The sequence below is a fragment of the Gilvibacter sp. CC01 genome (assembly GCF_055755295.1).
Window position 1 is genome coordinate 2,306,149 of the sequence record NZ_CM146909.1, and the last position, 19,990, is coordinate 2,326,138.

Sequence of the window (19,990 nt, forward strand, 5' to 3'; positions counted from 1 at the left end):
TGAAATTAATATCGTATGGTTGAAACGCGATCTGCGTTCACAGGATCACGAGCCACTTACAGCGGTCGAGGCTGCTGGAATTCCCTATCTGATCCTTTATTTGTTTGAGCCTACCTTGCTCGCTCATCCGGAATGTAGTCTAAGACACAATCAATTCATTTTTGGATCGCTTCAAGATTTAAAAAAGACCTTGGGAGTCCAAGGGCGGACCTTGAACATTTGCTACGCAGATGCCGTGGTGGTCTTTAGCGAGATCTTACAGAAATACAGAGTAAAAAAGCTCTTTAGTTATAGGGAAAGTGGAGTACAACTCAGTTGGGATCGCGATAAAGAAGTTGCTCAACTTTGCCTTGAGAATAAAATTGAATGGCTGGAATTTCAGCGGGAAGGAGTGCTTCGCGGCATTCAGAATCGCGATGGTTGGGACAAAGCGTGGTATGTCAAGATGCATTCGCCATTGATCAGCAACAGTTTTGATCCGAACTTAGCTCTGGATTGGAAACACGAATTTCAAATACCTGAGACTTTAAAACAAGCCTGGAGTGCGTATCCGGCGGCTTATCAAGCACCTGGAGAGACCATGGGGTGGAAGTACTTAAAGAGCTTTTGTGAAGAGCGAGGGCGCAATTATATGCGGCAGATCTCAAAACCTTTGGGCAGTAGGTATAGCTGCGGAAGGGTCTCTCCTTATTTAGCTTGGGGTTGTCTTTCGGTGAAGCAGGTCTATCAGTATGTAAAGAATCATCCCAACGCTAAAAATAATAAGAGGGCCTTTAATGGGTTTTTGACTCGAGTTAAGTGGCGTTCGCATTTTATACAGAAGTTTGAGGTAGAGTGTGAGTACGAGACCTTGTGTATCAATCGGGGTTACGAATACATGGAATGGCAACACAATGAAGCCTATATCAAAGCTTGGAAAAGCGGGCAGACCGGTTATCCTATGGTCGATGCAAACATGCGTTGTTTACAGGCCACTGGCTGGATAAACTTTAGAATGCGTGCCATGCTAGTTTCCTTTTTTTGTCATCATTTAGGACAAGATTGGCGCGATGGGGTCTATCATTTGGCGCAGTTGTTCATAGACTACGAGCCGGGGATCCATTATCCGCAGTTTCAAATGCAAGCTGGTACCACAGGTGTGAATACAGTTCGTATGTATAATCCGGTAAAGCAAGGTTTGGATCACGATCCGGATGGTGAGTTTATCAAACAATGGGTGCCAGAATTGCAGGAGGTTCCCACTACCCATATTCACCAACCTTGGACCTTGACCCCTATGGAACAACAATTTATGAATTTTGAGTTGGGCGAGGACTATCCGCTTCCTTTAGTAGATCTAGAAAGTTCCGGTAAAGCAGCACGCCAGCGAATTTACGGTCATAGAAAGCATCCGCAGGTACAAAAAGAAAAACAACGAATTTTAAAAACACATACCCGACGCAGCAAATGAAAACAAAGTACACACATACTGATATTACTCAAATGGATCGCATTAAACGCCTACATCTGATCAATTCCATTACTGGGGTTAAACCGGCTAATTTGATTGGTACAGTGAGTCAAGACGGTCATGAGAATTTGGCAATTTTTAGTTCTGTGGTCCACTTGGGGAGCAACCCGCCTTTTATAGGTTTTGTGCTCAGACCACATTTTGAGTTTAGACGCGATACCTACAATAATATGGAGCACAACGGTTATTACACCATTAACCATGTTCCTGCCACGCATACCAAACAAGCCCATTACACATCTGCCAAGTTCGACGAAGGAGTGAGCGAATTTGAGCGCTGCGGATTCACGCCAGAATATTTAAACGATTTTCCGGCGCCTTTTGTCAAGGAATCTCCGGTTAAGATCGGTCTTAAAAAGGTCAATGAGATCCCAATTCCACAGAATGGTACCTTATTCGTAATTGGTCAGATAGAATTGATAGAAGTCCCAGATTGGGTCGATGAGGTGAATGGAAAACTAAATCTAGAAAAACTCGAGATAGCCGGTATTTCAGGGTTGAATACCTATTACCGAATGCAAGAAGTTGGCGATTATCCTTATGCCCGAGTGGAGGAAGTTCCCCCATTTGATAAATCTGTATAAATGAAAAAACCGCTGCCGACCAAAATTTGTTCAACTTGTGGCCGACCTTTCACTTGGAGAAAAAAGTGGGAGCGTGACTGGGAGCAAGTCAAGTATTGCAGTAAACGCTGTAGCGGAAATAAAAACAAGAACTCATGAGCACGGTAAGCCTAATTTTTCCGCATCAACTCTTTAAAGATCACCCAGCCCTATCGACGGATACGGATGTGGTCCTTGTGGAATCGCCGCTGCTTTTTACCTATCAGAAATTTCACAAGCAGAAGTTGGTCTATCACAGGGCTACACTTAAGACCTATACCTCCTATTTGGATACCGAGGGCTATAATTGCACTTATGTGGAATTTCACAAAGACCACGCGCCCTTGAAAAAGCTAGTCGCATGGCTAAAGGATAATGATTACACGAAAATTTTAGTAGTAGATCCGGCGGACTTTTATCTAGACAAATGGCTGCATGAGGCCTGTGAGGCGGAAGAACTTGATCTCAAAGTATTGGACAGTCCAATGTTTCTGAATACTCGTGAGGAGCTTTCCGATTTTTTCAGAGCTGATAAAAAGAAGTTTCATCAGACCACTTTTTACAAGAGTGAGCGCAAGGCGAGGGATATATTGATCACGGGATCCGATGATCCAGAGGGTGGCAAGTGGACCTATGATACGGAGAACCGAAAAAAATATCCCAAAGGGAAAACGCCACCTAATATTCAGTTTCCGGACACTACCTCGGCCTACGAAGAGGCGCTAGATTATGTAGAAGATCACTTTGAGGATAATTATGGCCAGACCACCGATTCCCCTTTATACGCTTTGGATTTCGAGTCGGCAAAGGATTGGTTCGAACAATTCTTAGAGCAACGATTTGCCGGCTTTGGTCCGTATGAAGACGCTATAGTTAAAGAGGAGATCTATTTGCATCATTCTGTTTTGACTCCGATGTTAAATGTGGGCTTATTGACGCCTCAGTACGTTTTAGATAGGAGTCTGGAATATGCCCAAGAGAACGATATCAAGATCCAGAGTTTAGAGGGTTTTGTAAGACAGATCATGGGCTGGCGAGAGTTCATCCGAGGCATGTATATGGCCAAGGGTGTTCCTATGCGTACTACCAATTATTGGGGATTTGACAGAAAGATTCCAAGATCCTTCTATACCGGCGAGACCGGAATTCCTCCAATTGATGATACCATAAAAAAAGTGCTCAAGACGGGGTATTGCCACCACATTGAACGCCTTATGGTTTTAGGGAATTTCATGCTTTTGTGCGAATTTGACCCCAAGGAGGTTTACAAATGGTTCATGGAGTTGTTTATCGATGCCTATGATTGGGTCATGGTGCCCAATGTGTATGGCATGAGTCAGTTCGCTGACGGCGGATTCTTTGCCACCAAGCCTTATATAAGCAGTAGTAATTATATTCTTAAAATGAGCAATTACTCCAAAGGCGACTGGCAAGAGATTTGGGATGCGCTATTTTGGCATTTTATGGACAAGCAAAGAGAATTCTTTAGTTCAAACCCGCGTTTGGCTATGTTGCTAGGGACCTTTGATAAGTGGGACGCAGAAAAACGAAGTGACCTGATATCTAGGGCTCAGGAGTATTTTGAACAACTTGACAACTCCTAAATTATGGCTCTACCATAACTCAAAATAGGAAAAACCCTGTTTTAAAAAAGGGGAATTTCCTATTGTCGGGACCACGCTATTTAGAGACCTTTACTACATAGATTTTTTCAATTGGGGAGTTGATAAAATCAGGATTCTATTGAAAGGGTGAAGCGTTAAGCTCCGCCCTTTTTTTATTCCTACAAAAGCTTGAAATCAATCGCAGGACTTAGATTGTAATAAAGCGTTAATTGTTTGGCATTTTTCTTTAAGCCGTAAATATCTATGCGATATTGCCCATCCGCAGTAAGTTTTATTCGATCTACCTGCACTATTTTAGTATTGCCATCCACAGTGTAAAAAAGAGTGCGGCCTTTGGGTAAGCTTGCAAAAGTAATGCTCACCTTTCTGTTGTTCTTTTGCAGGACTCCATCCTCCGAAGCACTTAAGATCAAACGATCACTGAAGTAACTTGGGTAGTAAATTGGATTTTCAAAAAAGGTTTGCTCACTCAACGGCAGCGGTAAAAGCTGCCAGTTTGGGTCTGCGGGTAAGTGGGTGCTTATGAGTTGCTGCGGATCGGTTCCAAAATAGTAATCGTTACGCTGCGCTTTCCATCGTTCGGACAAAACGTCGGTATATCCGGCAGCCCAAGTCAGATCGAACAATTGCCAGCGGCCTTCCAAGTAGACCGCATTCCAGCTGTGATTTTTAAACGCTGTGCCACCTCCAATAACAGCCACGGTGCTCTTGGTAAACCCATTAATGGAAACGGCCTTAACACCAACCAAGTCGCAGAGACGCATAAACAAATTGCTATAGCCGTAGCAGAGGGTGTGCTTATTTTTTAATATGTCGTTTAAGCGCTGGTCTAAAGCGGCGATCTCCTTTTCTTTTTTTTCGGCTTCAGTTCGATATCGGATCCAAATGTGTTTTGGTTTTTGCTGATACAGATAATTGTAGTCGTACCTAATATTGGCTGTGATCCAACTGTAAATGGCCTCAACGCGCTGCGCATCTGTCTTAAAATCATACCCTATGCGATTGGCCAACTCCTGAACCGAAGCAAATTCAGTAGGGTAAGAGGCCATAACCTGCTGTACATGGGCAGTCTGTTGTCCGTAAGTGAACAGGCTGAAAAATAAAAAGCCAATTAATAATCGCATTCGTATCTTTATTTGTATTAAAAGTTACGAAATAAATTGAACCCAGCAGAAGCCTATATTTTAGATCAAACAGAGCCTTTTAAAAGCATTCTCTTGCATTTGGAAGCGACTATTCGACTTATGGCTCCTGAGGCAGTCCTTAAGTATAAGTATCGGATCCCGTTCTTTTATATAGATGATAAACCCTTTTGCTATCTCAACGTCACCAAGGGCTATGTGGATCTAGGGTTTTGGCATGCGGCGCATTTAAGCGTTCACTTAGAACATTTGGAGACCAAGGGCAGAAAGGTCATAAAGTCATTGCGCTACAAATCGCTTGAAGCGGTAGAGCAACAAATCTTAGAAGCGGTAATTGCCGACGCGCTCAGCGTCCGCGATCGCGGTTTTTACAGTTGATTTATCGTTTTGCGGATGGCAGTGAGGTCCGACAATAATTTTTCCAGTAAGGCAAGATCGAGCATGTTCGCACCATCACTTTTAGCATTGGCCGGGTCAAAATGCGTTTCTATAAAAAGTCCGTCTACTCCTGCTGCGATTCCGGCTCTGGCTATAGTGGCTATCATTTCCGGACGTCCACCGGTTACTCCACTGCTCTGATTGGGTTGCTGTAAGCTGTGTGTCACATCTAGTACAGTAGTAGCAAAATTTTTCATCGTTGGGATCCCTCTAAAGTCTACCACCATGTCCTGATAGCCAAACATGGTACCCCGATCGGTAACCATGACCTTGTCGTTTCCACTTTCCAAGACTTTGGTCACCGCGTGCTGCATACTCTCAGGGCTCATGAATTGTCCCTTTTTCAAGTTGACCACCTTGCCCGTTTTGGCAGCAGCCACAACCAAATCAGTTTGGCGCACCAAAAAGGCAGGAATTTGAAGTACATCTACATATGCTGCAGCCTTTGCCGCATCTTCTACCTCGTGAATATCGGTAACGGTTGGCAGATCGAATTCAGTTCCAACCTTATTGAGAATTTCTAAGGCTTTGATATCTCCAATACCCGTAAAGCTGTCCAAACGGCTGCGGTTCGCTTTTTTAAAGCTCCCTTTAAAGATGTAAGGAATCTGCAGGCGTGTGGTGATGGCTTTGACCTTTTCTGCTATAAGCATGGCCATTTCTTCCCCCTCAATGGCACAAGGGCCGGCCATTAGGAAAAAGTTATTGCTGTCGGTGTTTTTGAGCTTTGGAATACTGCTAAGGTTCATCAACTTGAATTTATTGGGCAAAGATAGGAATCTTCTTAGTCATATAGCTGCAAATCCAATAATTGCGTGTACTTTTGCACCGCCTTAAACAAAGGAGCCATGAACATCAAGAACATCGCCATTATTGCGCACGTTGACCACGGTAAGACCACCTTGGTAGACAAGATCATGTATCACTGTGAGTTGTTTCGCGAGAACCAACAGACCGGAGAGCTTATTCTAGACAATAACGATCTGGAACGCGAGCGCGGGATCACCATTACTTCTAAGAACGTAGCGGTGAATTACAAAGGGACCAAGATCAACATCATCGATACTCCAGGTCACGCCGATTTTGGTGGAGAAGTGGAGCGGGTATTGAATATGGCAGACGGTGTACTTTTGCTAGTGGATGCCTTTGAAGGTCCTATGCCGCAAACTCGTTTTGTACTGCAAAAGGCCATCTCACTTGGGTTGAAACCTTGTGTGGTGATCAATAAAGTGGACAAAGAGAACTGTACACCTGACCTGGTACACGAAGCTGTTTTTGATCTGATGTTCGAATTGGGAGCAGAAGAATGGCAGCTGGACTTCCCGACTGTTTATGGTTCGGCCAAGCAGAATTGGATGAGCGAGGATTGGCAGCAGCCAACCGACTCCATTGAGCCGCTTTTAGAAATGGTTATGGAGCACATTCCATCGCCAAAAGTAGAGGAGGGTAGCCTCCAAATGTTAGTGACCAGTTTGGACTATTCGTCTTTTACCGGACGTATCGCCATCGGACGCGTGCAACGCGGAAACATTAAAGAAGGAATGCAGGTGTCTCTGATCAAAAGAGACGGTACTCAGATAAAATCTAAGATCAAAGAAGTACACACTTTCGAAGGTCTTGGGCGTAAAAAAGTAAATGAAGTTCACGCTGGTGACATTTGTGCACTAGTTGGATTGGAAGGATTCGAGATCGGCGATACTGTTGCCGATGTAGAAGCTCCAGAAGCTCTGGCTACCATTGCCATAGACGAGCCTACCATGAGCATGCTTTTTACCATCAACGATTCTCCTTTCTTCGGAAAGGACGGAAAGTTCGTGACCTCGCGCCACATTAAAGAGCGCTTGGAGCGCGAATTGGAAAAGAATTTGGCCTTACGTGTTCAGCCAACAGACAGTGCCGATAAATTCATGGTCTTTGGCCGTGGGGTATTGCACCTTTCTGTACTTATCGAGACTATGCGTAGAGAGGGCTATGAATTGCAAATAGGACAGCCACAGGTTATTGTAAAGACCATAGACGGGGTCCAATGTGAGCCGTTTGAAGAATTGACCATCGACTTGCCAGAAACGGTAAGTGGGAAGGCTGTAGAATTGGTTACCATGCGTAAGGGTGATATCACTTCTATGGAGGCCAAAGGAGATCGTATGATCTGTACCTTCTTGATTCCGTCTCGCGGGATCATCGGACTTAGAAATCAATTACTCACCGCCACTGCAGGAGAGGCTATCATGACCCACCGTTTCTTGGAATACCAACCGCTAAAAGGAGGAATTCCAGAGCGCATCAACGGAAGTATGGTCTCAATGGAGAACGGAACAGCTATTCCTTACTCTATTGATAAACTGCAGGAACGCGGTAAATTCTTTATCGATCCGGGAGAGCAGATCTACGAAGGCCAAGTGATTGGAGAGAATTCCCGTGGCGATGACATGACCGTTAACGTGACCAAGACCAAGAAATTGACCAACGTGCGTTCTGCGGGAGCTGACGATAAGGCGCGTATTGTGCCTGCAATCAAGTTCTCTTTAGAAGAAGCTTTGGAATACATCCAAAAGGACGAATACGTTGAGGTGACTCCAAACCATTTGAGACTTCGCAAGATTTTACTCAAGGAAGTGGATCGCAAACGCGCAAAAAACAATTCCTAGATTCTGGCGTTTAAGTTGCAGTAGGTATTAGGTCAGGGCCATCAATTTTTTTACCTTCACGCTAAATTCTGCAGCAATTTGAGTACGTATCGCGTAGCCGCATATGGTCCACAGTGGGCCGAAGCTTGGAACCAGCTGATAAGCGAGGCCAAGAACGCCACCTTTTTGTTCCATCGAGATTTTATGGAATATCATGCCGATCGATTTAAAGATGCGTCTCAGTGCATTTTTAAAGGCGATACGCTTGTAGCCGTTTTTCCGGCCAACTCCAAAGACGAGAAATGGATCTCTCATGGCGGACTTTCATACGGAGGTTTGGTGGTGAGGCCAGAGGTGAAGTTTGCAGCTTATGCGGAGATGCTACTTAGCCTTTTAGAGGCTGCGGATGGGCTAGGTGTCAAAGAAGTGGTCATCAAAGCCATGCCCGATATTTACTGCAGTCAACCGTCTCAAGAGTTAGACTATTTGAGTTTTATTGCTGGCGCAAAGATCTTAAAAGTAGAATCTGCCAGTACTATTGCTTTAAATAATGCATTACCAATACAGTCAAATCGATTAGAAGGTGTCAAAAAGGCGCAAAGGATAGGCTTACATATAGCAAGGTCCAATGATTTTGAGGTTTTTTGGAATAGTATTCTTATTCCAAATCTAGAGGCGCGACACGAAGCTAAACCTGTGCATACTGCGGCAGAGATTGCGGCCCTGCAGGCTGCTTTTCCGGATCAAATTCACTTGTACTTGGTATACGATAAAGAGCGTATTGTTGGAGGAGCGGTCATTTTTGAAACTCTTACCACAGCCCATGTGCAGTATATTGCTGCTGGTCCTGATAGGCAGCAACTGGGTACGCTCGACTATTTGTTCGAGCAATTGATAAAAGAAGATTTCAGGGCCAAGGATTATTTTGACTTTGGAATCTCTACAGTGGATGGAGGCTTAGAACTCAACAGCGGCCTGCTCTATTGGAAGGAGTGTTTTGGAGCGCGCACCACTGCGAATAAGACCTACGGATTCGATCCGAAGCAAACCAATGAAATCCGATCTTTGATATGATACCCTTTTTAGACCTCAAGCGTGTAAACAGTAAGTATGAAGCGGTCTTTCAAGATAACTTCAAGGCCTTTCTCGATAGCGGTTATTATGTTTTGGGAGATAAGGTAAAAGCCTTTGAGTCGGCCTTTGCTAGCTACTGTGGTACCGATCACTGTATTGGCGTAGGCAACGGATTGGATGCGCTTCGATTGATCTTAGAAGGGTATAAACAACTCGGTAGACTAAAAGAGAATGATGAGGTTCTCATTGCATCGAACACCTATATTGCCACAGTGCTTGCGGTCTTGCAAGCCGGACTTAAACCAGTTTTGGTAGAGACCAATCCCAAAGACTACAATTTTGATATCGAAGCTCTAAAGGCGGCGATCACGCCAACCGCTAAGGTAATTATGCCGGTACATCTTTACGGACAATTGAGCCCCATGAGAGCGATTAAAGATATTGCCGAGCAGCACGGGCTTCTGATCATCGAAGATGCAGCCCAAGCCCACGGAGCCCGAACGAATTCAGGCCAGCGTGCAGGTAACTTAGGCGATGCGGCTGGATTCAGTTTTTATCCAACAAAGAACTTAGGTGCCTTAGGTGACGGCGGAGCAGTTACTACTAATGATGTTCAATTGGCGGCTGTTATTCGCAGTTTGGCTAATTACGGAACTACCAGTAAATACGTCAATGCTCTTAAGGGCTTCAACTCGCGTTTAGACGAGCTGCAAGCTGCGTTTTTACTAGAGAAGTTAAAGGATCTGGATGATATTAATAGGGCCAGACAGCAAATGGCGCAATTCTATCTGGTGCATATTAAAAACGATAAGATAAGTCTTCCGCACTACGCAGGAGGAAAAGATCACGTGTTCCATTTGTTTGTTGTTCGGGTTAAAGACCGCGACAGTTTTGTTACACACTTAGAGAAAAAGGGCATAGGTACCTTGATACATTACCCGATTCCGCCACATAAACAAGAGGCACTGGCAGAGTATAAGGCCTTGCGTTTTCCAGTATGTGAACAGCTTAACAAAGAAGTCATCAGTTTACCCTTGTTTCCTGGGCTAAGTGATGACGAACTCCTTACAATTGTAAATACCATCAATAGCTACTAGTTGAAAATCCCTGAATTCATAAGAAAGAACGCCTTACTCAAGATGACCTCACTCAATGCGGGAGTGATCGTTGTGCGTTTGGTTATTTCGCTTTTTGTACAGCGTATAATTGCTCAGCTTTTAGGACCTGGTGGTGTAGCAGCAATTGGACAGTTGCGCAATGTTATGTCCATGCTCATGTCTATCACAACCCTAGGGGTCTTTAATGGAGTGGTCAAGTATGTCGCGGAGCACAAAAACAACAAGACTGAACTCAATAAAGTTTATTCCACAGTATTCAGTTTTGCCTTTTTAGGGAGTTCTCTAGCCGCGATTGGACTGTTCTTTTGGGCGGATTATTGGAGTGAAAAAATGTTCTCCAGTTCCGAGTTCGGTTTTGTTTTTAAGTTGCTTGCCTTGATAGTTCCGGCGGTGGCCATACAAAGGGTCTTTAATGGTATAGTGAATGGTCTTTCGGCCTATAAGAAATTCGTAAAGATTGAGCTGTTCGCCTATTTACTCGCAACAGCGATTACCATTTATTGCTTGTATACTTACAACTTAGACGGTATCCTTATTGCTATTGCGATTACTCCGGTGATTCAATTACTCACGCTGGTCTATTTGTTTCACAAGATCTTGCGGGAGCATATCAAGCTGTCTCAACTTAAGTTCAGTTTTCCGTATTGGAAGGAATTACTTGCCTTTACATTGATGAGTTTCGTTTCGACGATTTTGTTGAACTATATCGAGATCGATATTAGATTGATGATAGAAAATAATATCACCGAAGCCGATGCAGGTTATTGGACAGCGATGACCAACATTTCTAAGAATTATATGGTCTTTGCCAATGCGATCTTTACCCTGTATATCATCCCAAATTTTGCAACCATTACAACGCGCAAAGAATTCACAAAAGAAGTACTCCATATATATAAAACCTTGCTACCTCTTTTTGGTGCTGGGATGTTATTGGTCTTTATCTTTAGAGACTATGTGATCAAATTGGTCTATCCGGAATTTTACGGGATGGAGCCATTATTTAAATGGCAGCTCATAGGTGACTTTATAAGGTTCGCCGCTTTGATCTTAGCCTATCAATTCTTAGCCAAAAGGCGCGTTATTCCTTTTGTGGTCACCGAATTGTTGTCACTGGGATTGTTCTACGGCTTTTCTAAGTGGTTTATTGACGACTATGGCGCAGAAGGAGTGGTCTTTGCGCATATGCTGCGCTACGGGGTTTATTTTGTCGCGGTGCTGATAATTGCCTTCACCTACTTCAAACCGCCTAAAGGAGAACCTCAAGAGGTCCAGACAGAAGTGTAACGGTCTGCGATTTTTATATGATCGTGTTCTTGTTCTACAAACTGGCGAGCAGCTTTGGCTATGCTTTTTATTTCCTGCGGATTCTCCAAGAGTCGTATCAGTTCATTTTTTAGATATTCCACCTGAGGCAGGGCATTGATAGCGATCTGCCTGTCTTTTAGCTGGTAGTGTTTTAAGAATTCTTCGGAGGCTCCGGTAAACACAACTTTCCCCTTAGCCATGGCTTCTAGGGCATTATAACCCTGATCATAACTATACACTTGATCCAATACTATATGGGCTTTGTCGTAGGCCTTGATGTACTCAGCATAGGGCAAGCTTTCTGCAGTGATGAGTTCAAAGCGGTCGGCATGGGTCTTTGCTAATTCGGCTAAGGCCTTTTCAAAATAGTCATTGCCTTTTTTGTAATAATTCTCCCGATTGATCCCGTGAAAAATAACCACTTTGTCGGCTATCTTAGGTTCAATAAAGTCTAGCTTCTCTAAATTTATTGGGTTTGGGATCAGACCTTTGTATTTAGGTACTCCAACAAGCGGTAAATGATAGTCTAGGTCAGAAGCGATATACCCATCCGCAGTATTTAAAACAAAGTGATGCAAGGCCTCAAACTCCGGTCTTAAATACTTAAGCATGGGATAAGCCTGCATGGCGTTTAACTTACCTGCTTCATAGGGTGTTAATACACTATATCTCAACCTTCCGGAATTGGCATAGGCAATACTAGGGTGATCGGTACCACAAGAGAGTACAAAGAGCTTCTGATTGTTCTCTTTGAGCCAACTGATGAGTTTGCGCTCGTGCTTAGTTTGCATACCCAAGGGACTTTCGTTTATGAGTTGCACTAGGTCGAATCCGCTCAACTGGGCTTTGTGCTTCATTAGTTCTCTGTACAGCAAAAAAGAGCTCAGATCCAAACCCAAAAGTTTGTGGGTAGCCACACGGAACTTCTTGGACAGCCCTGTTTGAAATCTCTTTTCGAGCAGTAGATCCGCAGGGAATTTTTTAAATCCATCGCCAGAAGCAATAAGCGTTACTTCATGGCCTTTGGCCTTAAGTCCTTCTTTTAAGGAGTTGTGCAATCCGCTGTATTCCCCAAGCAGGAGTATCTTCATAAATGCCCTATATTTACGCGAGGTATCTCAAAGGTAGTATAATTTTATGGGGGTCGAAACTCCAGAGCGAAAACAGAAGGTTTGTCTGGTCACCATCTCATTAGCAGGAGGTGGGGCAGAACGTTCCACAGCTGTACTTTCACAGATGCTCACTTCAAAAGGCTACCAAGTAACAACTGCCGTTGTGGTCAATGCAGTAGACTACGAATATTCCGGATCCTTATACGCCATCGGATCAGGCAAAAAGTCTTTTGGTTTTATAACCTCTTTCATGCGATTGAGGCGTTTTCGCAGCTTCTTAAAGCGTGAGCAATTCGATCTTATCATAGATAACAGATCACGTCCGGAAAATCTCAAAGAACGCATATATAGCCGCTATCTCTATAAGGGATTAAACCTTCTTTACGTAGTTCGTAGTTTTCGATTGGCTACCTATTTTCCTAACAATAAGCAAATAGCTCAAAGCATGATAGCTCGCGCCTTGGGTGTTGTGGGTGTCTCTAAAGCTATTGCAGAGGCCGTGAAAGAGCAGTATAACACCAAGAAGGTCTATCAAGTATATAATCCTGTTCCTTTAGCGAGTATTCAGGCTCAGGCCGGAACCAAAATGATGGCCGGCGACTATATCATGGCCATGGGCAGGTTGTATGACGATGTAAAGAACTACTCTTTGCTTTTAGAGGCTTATGCAGCTTCTAAGCTCCCGGCTAACGGAATACAATTGTTTCTAATGGGTGATGGCCCAGATAAGGCCAAATTACAAGACAAAGCACATACTTTGGAACTGGATAAGATGGTGCAGTTCCTACCGTTCAACCCGAATCCATATCCTTTCTTGCAAGGGGCTAAATGTTCTGTTTTGACAAGTCATTACGAAGGTTTCCCTAGAGCGGTCATAGAGTCCTTGGCTGTTGGTACCCCTGTTGTTTCTGTAGATTGTCAAAGTGGCCCTGCAGAGATCATTCAACCCAGAGAGAATGGTTTGTTGGTTCCCAATTACAATGTCGCCGCTTTAGCAGAAGCTTTAAATAATATTATATTTGACCAAGAGCTCCTCGCCAAGTGTCGCCAAAATGCAAAGGCATCTGTAGCGCATTTAGATGTAGATGTCATTGCCGATCACTGGGACAAGCTCATCCAAGAATTGCTATGAAAGTAACAGATTGCATCAGAATTAATATTCCTAAGATCTCTGACCCAGATGGCCGCGGAAACCTCTCTGTTCTAGAAAAGGATATACTCCCTTTTTCCATTAAACGGGTTTATTATCTCTATGATGTGCCCAGTGGTTCTACTCGCGGCGGACACGCCCATAAAGAACTGCAGCAATTCCTAATCGCTGTTAGCGGGAGCTTTGATGTTGTTGTAGACGACGGCAATACACGCCGCACCATTTCCTTGAACAGACCAGATGAAGGTGTCTTGATACCAACGGGAATCTGGCGAGAATTAGAGAATTTCTCCTCCGGAGCTGTTTGTCTTTCTTTAGTTTCTGATGTTTATAAGGAGTCCGACTACATTCGTGACTACGGCGAGTTCAAATCATTTGTAGGCGCTTAAGCCCAGGCCTAGTCGAGCGAAGATGCCTTTTATTTTAAAGAGCATACGCAGCGATGCGGTTCCGCGAGACAGTAAAAAGCGTTGTTTACTGTTTAGGTTTTCTAGATCTACTTCGGAGCTTAATTGTTCTGCCTCTTGAGCGTCGCCTTGCAATCGCGATTCTAAAGCCAAGGCGTAGCGATTCAGATCCAGATAGCGTTTTGCAGCAGGATTTTTAGCCTCTAACTCCTTGAATTTTTCGAACTTCAATTTATGCTGCTGCGCTACGGACTTTTGAGACAAACCTTTGCTATCGCGAACCACGCATACCGTGTGTTTAGGGTCAAAGACCACTTTGGTCTGTTGGGCAAGTCGTATCCAAAGATCAGTGTCTTCGGTTCGGGTAAGACGCTCGTCAAAACCTCCGCAGCGATCCAATAAGGAACGCTTAATAACTACCGTGGAACTATTTATAAGGGAATCGATCAAACTTGCTTCAAAAAAATCGACCAGGCTTGGCTTATTCGGCGTTGGAATAGAAAAAACGCGGCTTCTTTTTTTATTGCCTACTTGCAAATAGCTGTTGGTGGCAAACAACTCTTTGTCTGGAAATGCTTCGATGTTTTTTGCATGGGTTTGCAAATGTTCGGCATACCACAGATCGTCCGCATCTAATAAGGCAATATAGTCGTTATTGGCTTCAGCTATTCCCCGATTTCTTGCTGCGGCAACACCTTGATTTTCTTGAGAGATCAAACGCACTCTAGTATCATTGGTATAGTCCTTAATGATCGTTTTGCTATTATCGTTTGAGCCGTCATTCACCAAAATCAGCTCAAAGTCCGGATAAGATTGAGCCAATACACTTTTAATGGTCTTGCCAATAAAAGCCTCTTTGTTGTATACCGGAATTACTATCGAAAAGGCAATCACTTTTTCAGTTTTATTAAGTGATTCATCCTGTAAATGTCAAAGAGTAACAGGCTGGGTCTTTTGCCTTTTAAATTCTTTTCAATTGTTGTACTAAAGCCATTGGAAACTGCCAAGAACAGGCTGGTCAATCCAAATTTTTTCAGTTTGTTGTACAAACGCTGAATAGGTCTAAGGTTCGGTGCTATTAAACCCTTGGCCTCGAGCTGGACTGTAGTTTGAATTCCCTGTAAGGACTTCTCCAAGAACTGCTCCGAAGATTCTAAGCCCAAATGGATCACAGCATTGTCAGTGTGCTTAACGCGGGCCTTGTGGTTCTTTAGATTGTTACTAAACAGGTTGTCCATGCCGTAACCGTTGGCGGTAACTGTGTTGCAACATTCAAACATACTCTTGGTAATACACAGGTTTTGTGAGATGATGAAGTGCGGATTTTTAGATCTTTCTGATGCCGATCTGGCCTCCCGTTTCTTGCCGTATATATAGCGTAAGAGCTGTGCTTGTGGCGGAGGAGTATCTGCATAGCTGACACCTCCGAAGACCACATCGAGCTCTTCAGAAATATCGCTGATCATCTGCTTTAAGAAATCGCCATGGGCCGGGATTACATCTGCATCTAAAAACAACAACCATTTTGTTGGAGCCACTTGGGCCAGTTTGGCCCTGGTTGCTGTTCGGCCTAAATTTTCGGTATTGCTGAGGTAGTTAAAGCTGAGTTGCTCACTTAGATTTTTGTTTTGCGCTTGCATGGTTTTATAAGTAGAAGCATCATCACAAACCCAAACGCTGGCTGCTAGCTGATCCTTGTTGATCTGGCTGTGCAACTCCTGAAGCAGCGCTGTCAGGTCGGCATTATAGGTTGGAATTAAAATTGAAAGCATGTGCAACTGGTCTTCAAGGGTAAAAATACATTTTTAGCATCGATATGCCTTAAAAGCTAATTTTGTTTTACTTTTCTTTGCAGAAATCCGAAGCATGACACGTACCAAAATTGCCGATCTGATCGTAGAACGCTTAATAGAGGCCAAGGCCGATGCCACATCACAATTCCAAGCGAGCAGCACTGCTATTGGACATTTTGTGGTCGATGAGTTGCTGCCAGAGGCCCTTGCGTTGCAGATACACGAGGCATTTCCAGACAATCGTGACATGACCCTTAAAAAGAGTATCCGCGAATACAAGCACATTGCGGCTCAAATGGACCAATACAACCCCATCTTAGAAGAGGCCATTTATGCCTTTCAAGACCCGAGGGTAGTGGCTTTGGTTCATGAAATTACAGAAATAACAGGTTTGGAACCCGATGAGAATTTGTACGCCGGAGGAATATCAGCCATGGCTCAAGGCAATTTTCTTAATCCGCATCTCGATAATTCACACGACAAGGATCGCAATAAATGGCGGGTGTTGAACCTCTTGTTTTATGTAACTCCAGACTGGGAAGACCAGTACGGAGGGCATTTGGAACTCTGGCCCGATGGGGTTAAGAAACCGCAGATCACTTTACACAGCAGATTCAATCGGTTGGCAGTAATGGCAACGCATCAGAAATCGTGGCACAGCGTGAGTCCGGTGGCTCACGAGGGAACGCGACAATGTGTATCGAACTACTACTTTTCAGATACTGCTTTAACCCCAGAAGATCGCTTTCATGTGACCTCTTTTAGAGGTCGTCCGGACCAAAAACTTCGAGACTTGGTCCTTCAATTAGACGCCAAAGCCCGTATGGCCCTGCGTAAAGTGTTTAAAAAAGGTGTGCGAGAAAATCCACATGTTTACAAGAAAGACCAGTCCTAGAGTTTAGTTGCTCAAATCCGCGGCACAACTTTTGTATCTTTAGTGAGCAACAAAATTGTTCATTATGCGAATTACAAAATTAATGCTCCTGGTTGCCATGCTGGCTAGCACAGTAACCTTAGCTCAAGACGATTTGTACCTGAGTCCTGCTGCTACTAAAACAGTAGATAATTCCCTGATCATAACTCCAGAAGGTAAAGTTGGGATCGGAAAAGCGGATCCTGCGGATGCCTTGGAGGTAAATGGTCGTATACATGCCAAGTCGGTAAAAGTGGATCTTGAAGGTTGGGCAGATTTTGTTTTTGCTGCGGATTACGATCTTCCGAGTCTCACTGCCATAGAGGCTCATATTAAAAAGTATGGGCATCTCAAGGGAATTCCATCGGAGGCAGAGGCCTTGGCTGCAGGAATAGATCTGGGTGAAATGAACACTTTGCTTTTGCAAAAAGTGGAGGAACTCACCTTACATCTTATAGCAAAAGATAAGGAGATCAAGGCATTAGAAGCGCGCCTGGCTAGATTAGAAGAAGCTCTTTTAAACAAGCAATAGTATGCGGCAAGTAGTGCTTCTACTGTTTTGTTTTTGGAGTGTTTTGGTCTTTGGGCAAGAAGCCAGCTGGTCTTATATTCGCCTAAAGCCTGAGGTTCCTGTACTTTTGGACAAACTGGCTGAACAAGCGGCCCGCACGGGTAATACTGCTTTGGACTCCAAACTCAATGCGGTGCCAAATTCCATCTTAAGAAAGGCATTTCTCTATTCAAAGAATCCTGTATTAAGCCGCACCTATTTATTGATCAGTGCGTCGGAGACTTTGGCTGCGGACTTGGTAGAAGCTTTTCCGGAGATCTTTGAATTCTATGAAAATCTTAGACCAGAAGATACAAAGGTCTTCTATCCAGACGACTATGGGAGCACCAACCCACTAGGTACAACCACTACCGAAGGTTTTACCCTTGACTATTTAGACTACTTGGACGCGCCCAAGGCTTGGTATTACACCACCGGATCAAGAGATATCATTATTGGCATTTCCGACGGAAGTTTAGATACGACCAAAGTAGATTTTAAAGGCAAGAGCAAACAGCTAAGAAATTCTTCCTTGTCTAAGGGGCATGGCTATAGCATATCTGCTAATGCAGCAGCTCAGGGAAACAACGGTTTTGGAATTCCTGGGATTTGTTACGATTGTGGCATATACGGAACCAGCTATGGCCATTTTAAGACCTTGGAGCAACTGGTGGAACTGTCTTATGCGGGGGCCCATGTTATTAACTGCAGTTGGGGTTCACCTATCTATTACGAGACCGCGCAGCAGGCCATTTACGAGATCTATAACAACGGTAGTATAGTAGTTGCGGCCGCTCACAATAAAGATTGGAAGGTCACCAAAGGACAGAAGCCCTATTATCCGGCTTCTTACGATAAGGTGATCTCGGTAAGCGCTGTGATGCATCGTTATGACGACCCAGCGGACAACGTACTAATAGATGTCAAAGGAAACTACTATTCTGCCAATATCAAGAATATAGTGGGGCGTACTATGGGCTATCCCAATAATGACCTAAACGCTCAGCCTTTTGTTTGGCCGGTTTCTACAGCCAATCTGAACAAGGAGGTCGATATTCTAGCACCAAGCGTTGGGCTTTTCAGTTATTCCAAGTTCATTCTTAACGATACGATCAGTTACAGTATATCCGAGACGACTTCTGGAGCCACGCCTTTGGTTTCTGGGACTATTGGTTTAATGCTTTCGCTAAATCTCTGTCTGAGTTTTGAGGAAGTGGAGTCTATTCTCAAGGCAACTTCTACCAATATCGATGATCTTGAACCCAACAAGCGTTTTAAGGGTTACTACGGATCTGGCGCTTTGAATACCGGACGCGCCGTAACGCTTACGCATCATTTAATGAATCCAGAGGAGGTAGCAGAGATAGTCAATCAGCGCTTTGATCGTTGGGATTTTGAATTTCGCTCTTTGGCCAAAAATACCGTGCTGCGCAATCAGGTATTTACGGGAACCTCTACACTAGACCTAAAAGCCAAGCAAAGCATTGAGTTACAAGATGGGGTCTTATTGGCTCCGGATGTAGGAGGTAGTATCCTTTTAGAAATGGATCCTGACCTGGAATTTAGCTGCCCGGAGAAACTCCCCGAGAATCGGGAGATCATAATGCCAGATAAGGGGAAGGAGCCTAAGCGGTCTTTCGGAAATAAAGGGAATTAGCCTTGATTAGGCCGATGGATCTTGCGGATCTTGAACGGCTTTTGCTGCTGGGACTCAAAATAGGTCCGCATTTGCAAGTCTATGATGATCCCGGAGGTGTAGAACTGAATTCCCATCAGCACAAATAAAACACCCACAAAAACCAAAGGACGATCACCAATTTCATTGCCTATTAGTTTTTCGTAGAGCAAATATCCATTGATCAATACGCCGAGCGTAAAAAAGAGCAAACCGAGATTCCCGAACAGGTACATGGGTTTTTGCAAATAATTGCGCTGAAACAAGATCAAGATCAGATCGTTCACCACTTTTATAGTTCTGCCTAAGCCATACTTAGATTTGCCAAACTTGCGCGGCCTATGGTTTACGGCAACCTCTGTAATTCGGGCTCCGTTTAGATAGGTCAACAGACTGATAAAGCGGTGCATTTCTCCGTAAAGATTCAGCTCTTTGGCTGTTTCTGATTTAAAGACCTTTAGCGCGCAACCTTGGTCTTTGACATTGAATTTTGTCGCCTTTCTAATTATGAAGTTGGCTATTTTAGAAGGGATCTTCTTTAAGAACGAATCCTTGCGGTTTTTGCGAAAGCCAGTGATAAGGTCCCAATCTTCGGCTTCCATTTTAGCCAATAAAGAAGGGATATCCGCAGGGTCGTTCTGCATATCGCCATCCAAGGTGACAATATAATCACCACTTGCGTATTCTATACCTGCAGCCAAGGCCATAGACTGGCCGTAGTTCTTTTTCAGTTCTAAGAGATGAACCCGCTCGTGCCCCAGTTGCAGTACTTCTTGTCGAGTTGCATCGGTAGAGCAGTCGTCTATATAGATGATTTCGTAAGAGAAGTCAGCTAAGGCTTCAGAGATCTGCGCCGTTAAGGGTGCCACATTTTCTTCCTCGTTATACAAGGGGATGACCAGCGACAATTTTAAAGCGTCAGACATTGGGTTGGGTTTGGGCTGCA

20 protein-coding genes are annotated in these 19,990 nt (G+C 44.1%); 14 read left to right on the top strand and 6 right to left on the bottom strand.

The genetic code is table 11. The features are described 5' to 3' along the window. The first annotated feature begins 19 nt into the window (after positions 1-19). Genes AC0J2F_RS10920 through AC0J2F_RS10935 form a run of 4 tightly spaced genes read left to right on the top strand, consistent with a single transcriptional unit; the run spans position 20 to position 3,716 of the window. A complete protein-coding gene (locus tag AC0J2F_RS10920; protein WP_473007675.1) occupies positions 20-1,450 on the top strand; it encodes a cryptochrome/deoxyribodipyrimidine photo-lyase family protein in 1,431 nt (476 codons plus the stop codon). Then, positions 1,447-2,094: a flavin reductase family protein gene (locus AC0J2F_RS10925; protein ID WP_473007676.1), complete on the top strand. Its 648-nt coding sequence runs from the start codon at positions 1,447-1,449 to the stop codon at positions 2,092-2,094. Before AC0J2F_RS10920 ends, AC0J2F_RS10925 begins: the two co-directional genes overlap by 4 nt. Then, the gene (locus AC0J2F_RS10930; protein WP_473007677.1) at positions 2,095-2,232 is read left to right on the top strand and encodes a DUF2256 domain-containing protein; all 138 of its coding nucleotides are present in this window, start codon (positions 2,095-2,097) and stop codon (positions 2,230-2,232) included. It begins immediately after the preceding gene. Continuing rightward, positions 2,229-3,716, top strand: coding sequence for a cryptochrome/photolyase family protein (locus tag AC0J2F_RS10935; RefSeq protein WP_473007678.1), 1,488 nt, complete (start codon positions 2,229-2,231; stop codon positions 3,714-3,716). Before AC0J2F_RS10930 ends, AC0J2F_RS10935 begins: the two co-directional genes overlap by 4 nt. Positions 3,717-3,895: 179 nt before the next feature. On the opposite strand, the gene AC0J2F_RS10940 is transcribed toward AC0J2F_RS10935, so the two are convergent. Then, on the bottom strand, positions 3,896-4,861 hold the full coding sequence (locus AC0J2F_RS10940) for a transglutaminase domain-containing protein (RefSeq protein WP_473007679.1): 966 nt from the start codon (positions 4,859-4,861) through the stop codon (positions 3,896-3,898). Between the two features lie 36 nt (positions 4,862-4,897). Here AC0J2F_RS10940 and AC0J2F_RS10945 point away from each other — a divergent pair, with 36 nt between their 5' ends. Continuing rightward, the gene (locus AC0J2F_RS10945) at positions 4,898-5,257 is read left to right on the top strand and encodes a DUF1801 domain-containing protein (RefSeq protein ID WP_473007680.1); all 360 of its coding nucleotides are present in this window, start codon (positions 4,898-4,900) and stop codon (positions 5,255-5,257) included. Here the strand turns inward: AC0J2F_RS10945 and kdsA are convergent. Then, entirely contained in the window at positions 5,248-6,066 is an 819-nt protein-coding gene (gene kdsA / locus AC0J2F_RS10950) for a 3-deoxy-8-phosphooctulonate synthase (RefSeq protein ID WP_473007681.1), read from the bottom strand. The two genes, AC0J2F_RS10945 and kdsA, sit on opposite strands and share 10 nt — an antisense overlap. A gap of 99 nt (positions 6,067-6,165) precedes the next feature. On the opposite strand from kdsA, the gene typA reads away from it, so the two are divergent. The 4 genes from typA to AC0J2F_RS10970 all read left to right on the top strand — a co-directional run bounded on the left by typA (position 6,166) and on the right by AC0J2F_RS10970 (position 11,423). Continuing rightward, complete coding sequence (typA, locus tag AC0J2F_RS10955; RefSeq protein WP_473007682.1) at positions 6,166-7,965, top strand: translational GTPase TypA; 1,800 nt, start codon at positions 6,166-6,168, stop codon at positions 7,963-7,965. Between the two features lie 78 nt (positions 7,966-8,043). Then, positions 8,044-9,018: a GNAT family N-acetyltransferase gene (locus AC0J2F_RS10960; protein WP_473007683.1), complete on the top strand. Its 975-nt coding sequence runs from the start codon at positions 8,044-8,046 to the stop codon at positions 9,016-9,018. Next, positions 9,015-10,115 carry a DegT/DnrJ/EryC1/StrS family aminotransferase gene (locus tag AC0J2F_RS10965; RefSeq protein WP_374960290.1) on the top strand — a complete coding sequence of 367 codons (1,101 nt, stop codon included), beginning with the start codon at positions 9,015-9,017 and terminating at the stop codon, positions 10,113-10,115. Before AC0J2F_RS10960 ends, AC0J2F_RS10965 begins: the two co-directional genes overlap by 4 nt. Beyond that, positions 10,116-11,423, top strand: a complete 1,308-nt coding sequence (locus tag AC0J2F_RS10970) for an O-antigen translocase (RefSeq protein WP_473007684.1) — start codon at positions 10,116-10,118, stop codon at positions 11,421-11,423. Here the strand turns inward: AC0J2F_RS10970 and AC0J2F_RS10975 are convergent. Further along, positions 11,399-12,535 (bottom strand): glycosyltransferase family protein, encoded by a 1,137-nt coding sequence (locus AC0J2F_RS10975; protein ID WP_473007685.1) that lies wholly within the window; start codon positions 12,533-12,535, stop codon positions 11,399-11,401. The two genes, AC0J2F_RS10970 and AC0J2F_RS10975, sit on opposite strands and share 25 nt — an antisense overlap. A 46-nt stretch (positions 12,536-12,581) precedes the next feature. Here AC0J2F_RS10975 and AC0J2F_RS10980 point away from each other — a divergent pair, with 46 nt between their 5' ends. Both AC0J2F_RS10980 and AC0J2F_RS10985 read left to right on the top strand, forming a co-directional pair. Next, the gene (locus AC0J2F_RS10980) at positions 12,582-13,688 is read left to right on the top strand and encodes a glycosyltransferase (RefSeq protein ID WP_473007686.1); all 1,107 of its coding nucleotides are present in this window, start codon (positions 12,582-12,584) and stop codon (positions 13,686-13,688) included. After that, positions 13,685-14,095, top strand: a complete 411-nt coding sequence (locus AC0J2F_RS10985; protein ID WP_473007687.1) for a sugar 3,4-ketoisomerase — start codon at positions 13,685-13,687, stop codon at positions 14,093-14,095. Before AC0J2F_RS10980 ends, AC0J2F_RS10985 begins: the two co-directional genes overlap by 4 nt. Here AC0J2F_RS10985 and AC0J2F_RS10990 read toward each other — a convergent pair. After that, positions 14,078-15,007, bottom strand: a complete 930-nt coding sequence (locus AC0J2F_RS10990; protein WP_473007688.1) for a glycosyltransferase family 2 protein — start codon at positions 15,005-15,007, stop codon at positions 14,078-14,080. The two genes, AC0J2F_RS10985 and AC0J2F_RS10990, sit on opposite strands and share 18 nt — an antisense overlap. Then, a complete protein-coding gene (locus AC0J2F_RS10995; protein ID WP_473007689.1) occupies positions 15,004-15,885 on the bottom strand; it encodes a glycosyltransferase family 2 protein in 882 nt (293 codons plus the stop codon). The genes AC0J2F_RS10990 and AC0J2F_RS10995 overlap by 4 nt, the downstream gene beginning before the upstream one ends. 94 nt (positions 15,886-15,979) lie before the next feature. Here AC0J2F_RS10995 and AC0J2F_RS11000 point away from each other — a divergent pair, with 94 nt between their 5' ends. The 3 genes from AC0J2F_RS11000 to AC0J2F_RS11010 all read left to right on the top strand — a co-directional run bounded on the left by AC0J2F_RS11000 (position 15,980) and on the right by AC0J2F_RS11010 (position 19,026). Then, positions 15,980-16,801, top strand: coding sequence for a 2OG-Fe(II) oxygenase (locus AC0J2F_RS11000; protein WP_473007690.1), 822 nt, complete (start codon positions 15,980-15,982; stop codon positions 16,799-16,801). Between the two features lie 64 nt (positions 16,802-16,865). Then, complete coding sequence (locus tag AC0J2F_RS11005) at positions 16,866-17,351, top strand: hypothetical protein (RefSeq protein ID WP_473007691.1); 486 nt, start codon at positions 16,866-16,868, stop codon at positions 17,349-17,351. Position 17,352: 1 nt separating this feature from the next. Then, positions 17,353-19,026 (top strand): S8 family peptidase, encoded by a 1,674-nt coding sequence (locus AC0J2F_RS11010; RefSeq protein WP_473007692.1) that lies wholly within the window; start codon positions 17,353-17,355, stop codon positions 19,024-19,026. On the opposite strand, the gene AC0J2F_RS11015 is transcribed toward AC0J2F_RS11010, so the two are convergent. Then, entirely contained in the window at positions 19,023-19,970 is a 948-nt protein-coding gene (locus AC0J2F_RS11015; protein ID WP_473007693.1) for a glycosyltransferase family 2 protein, read from the bottom strand. The two genes, AC0J2F_RS11010 and AC0J2F_RS11015, sit on opposite strands and share 4 nt — an antisense overlap. Positions 19,971-19,990 lie beyond the last annotated feature (20 nt).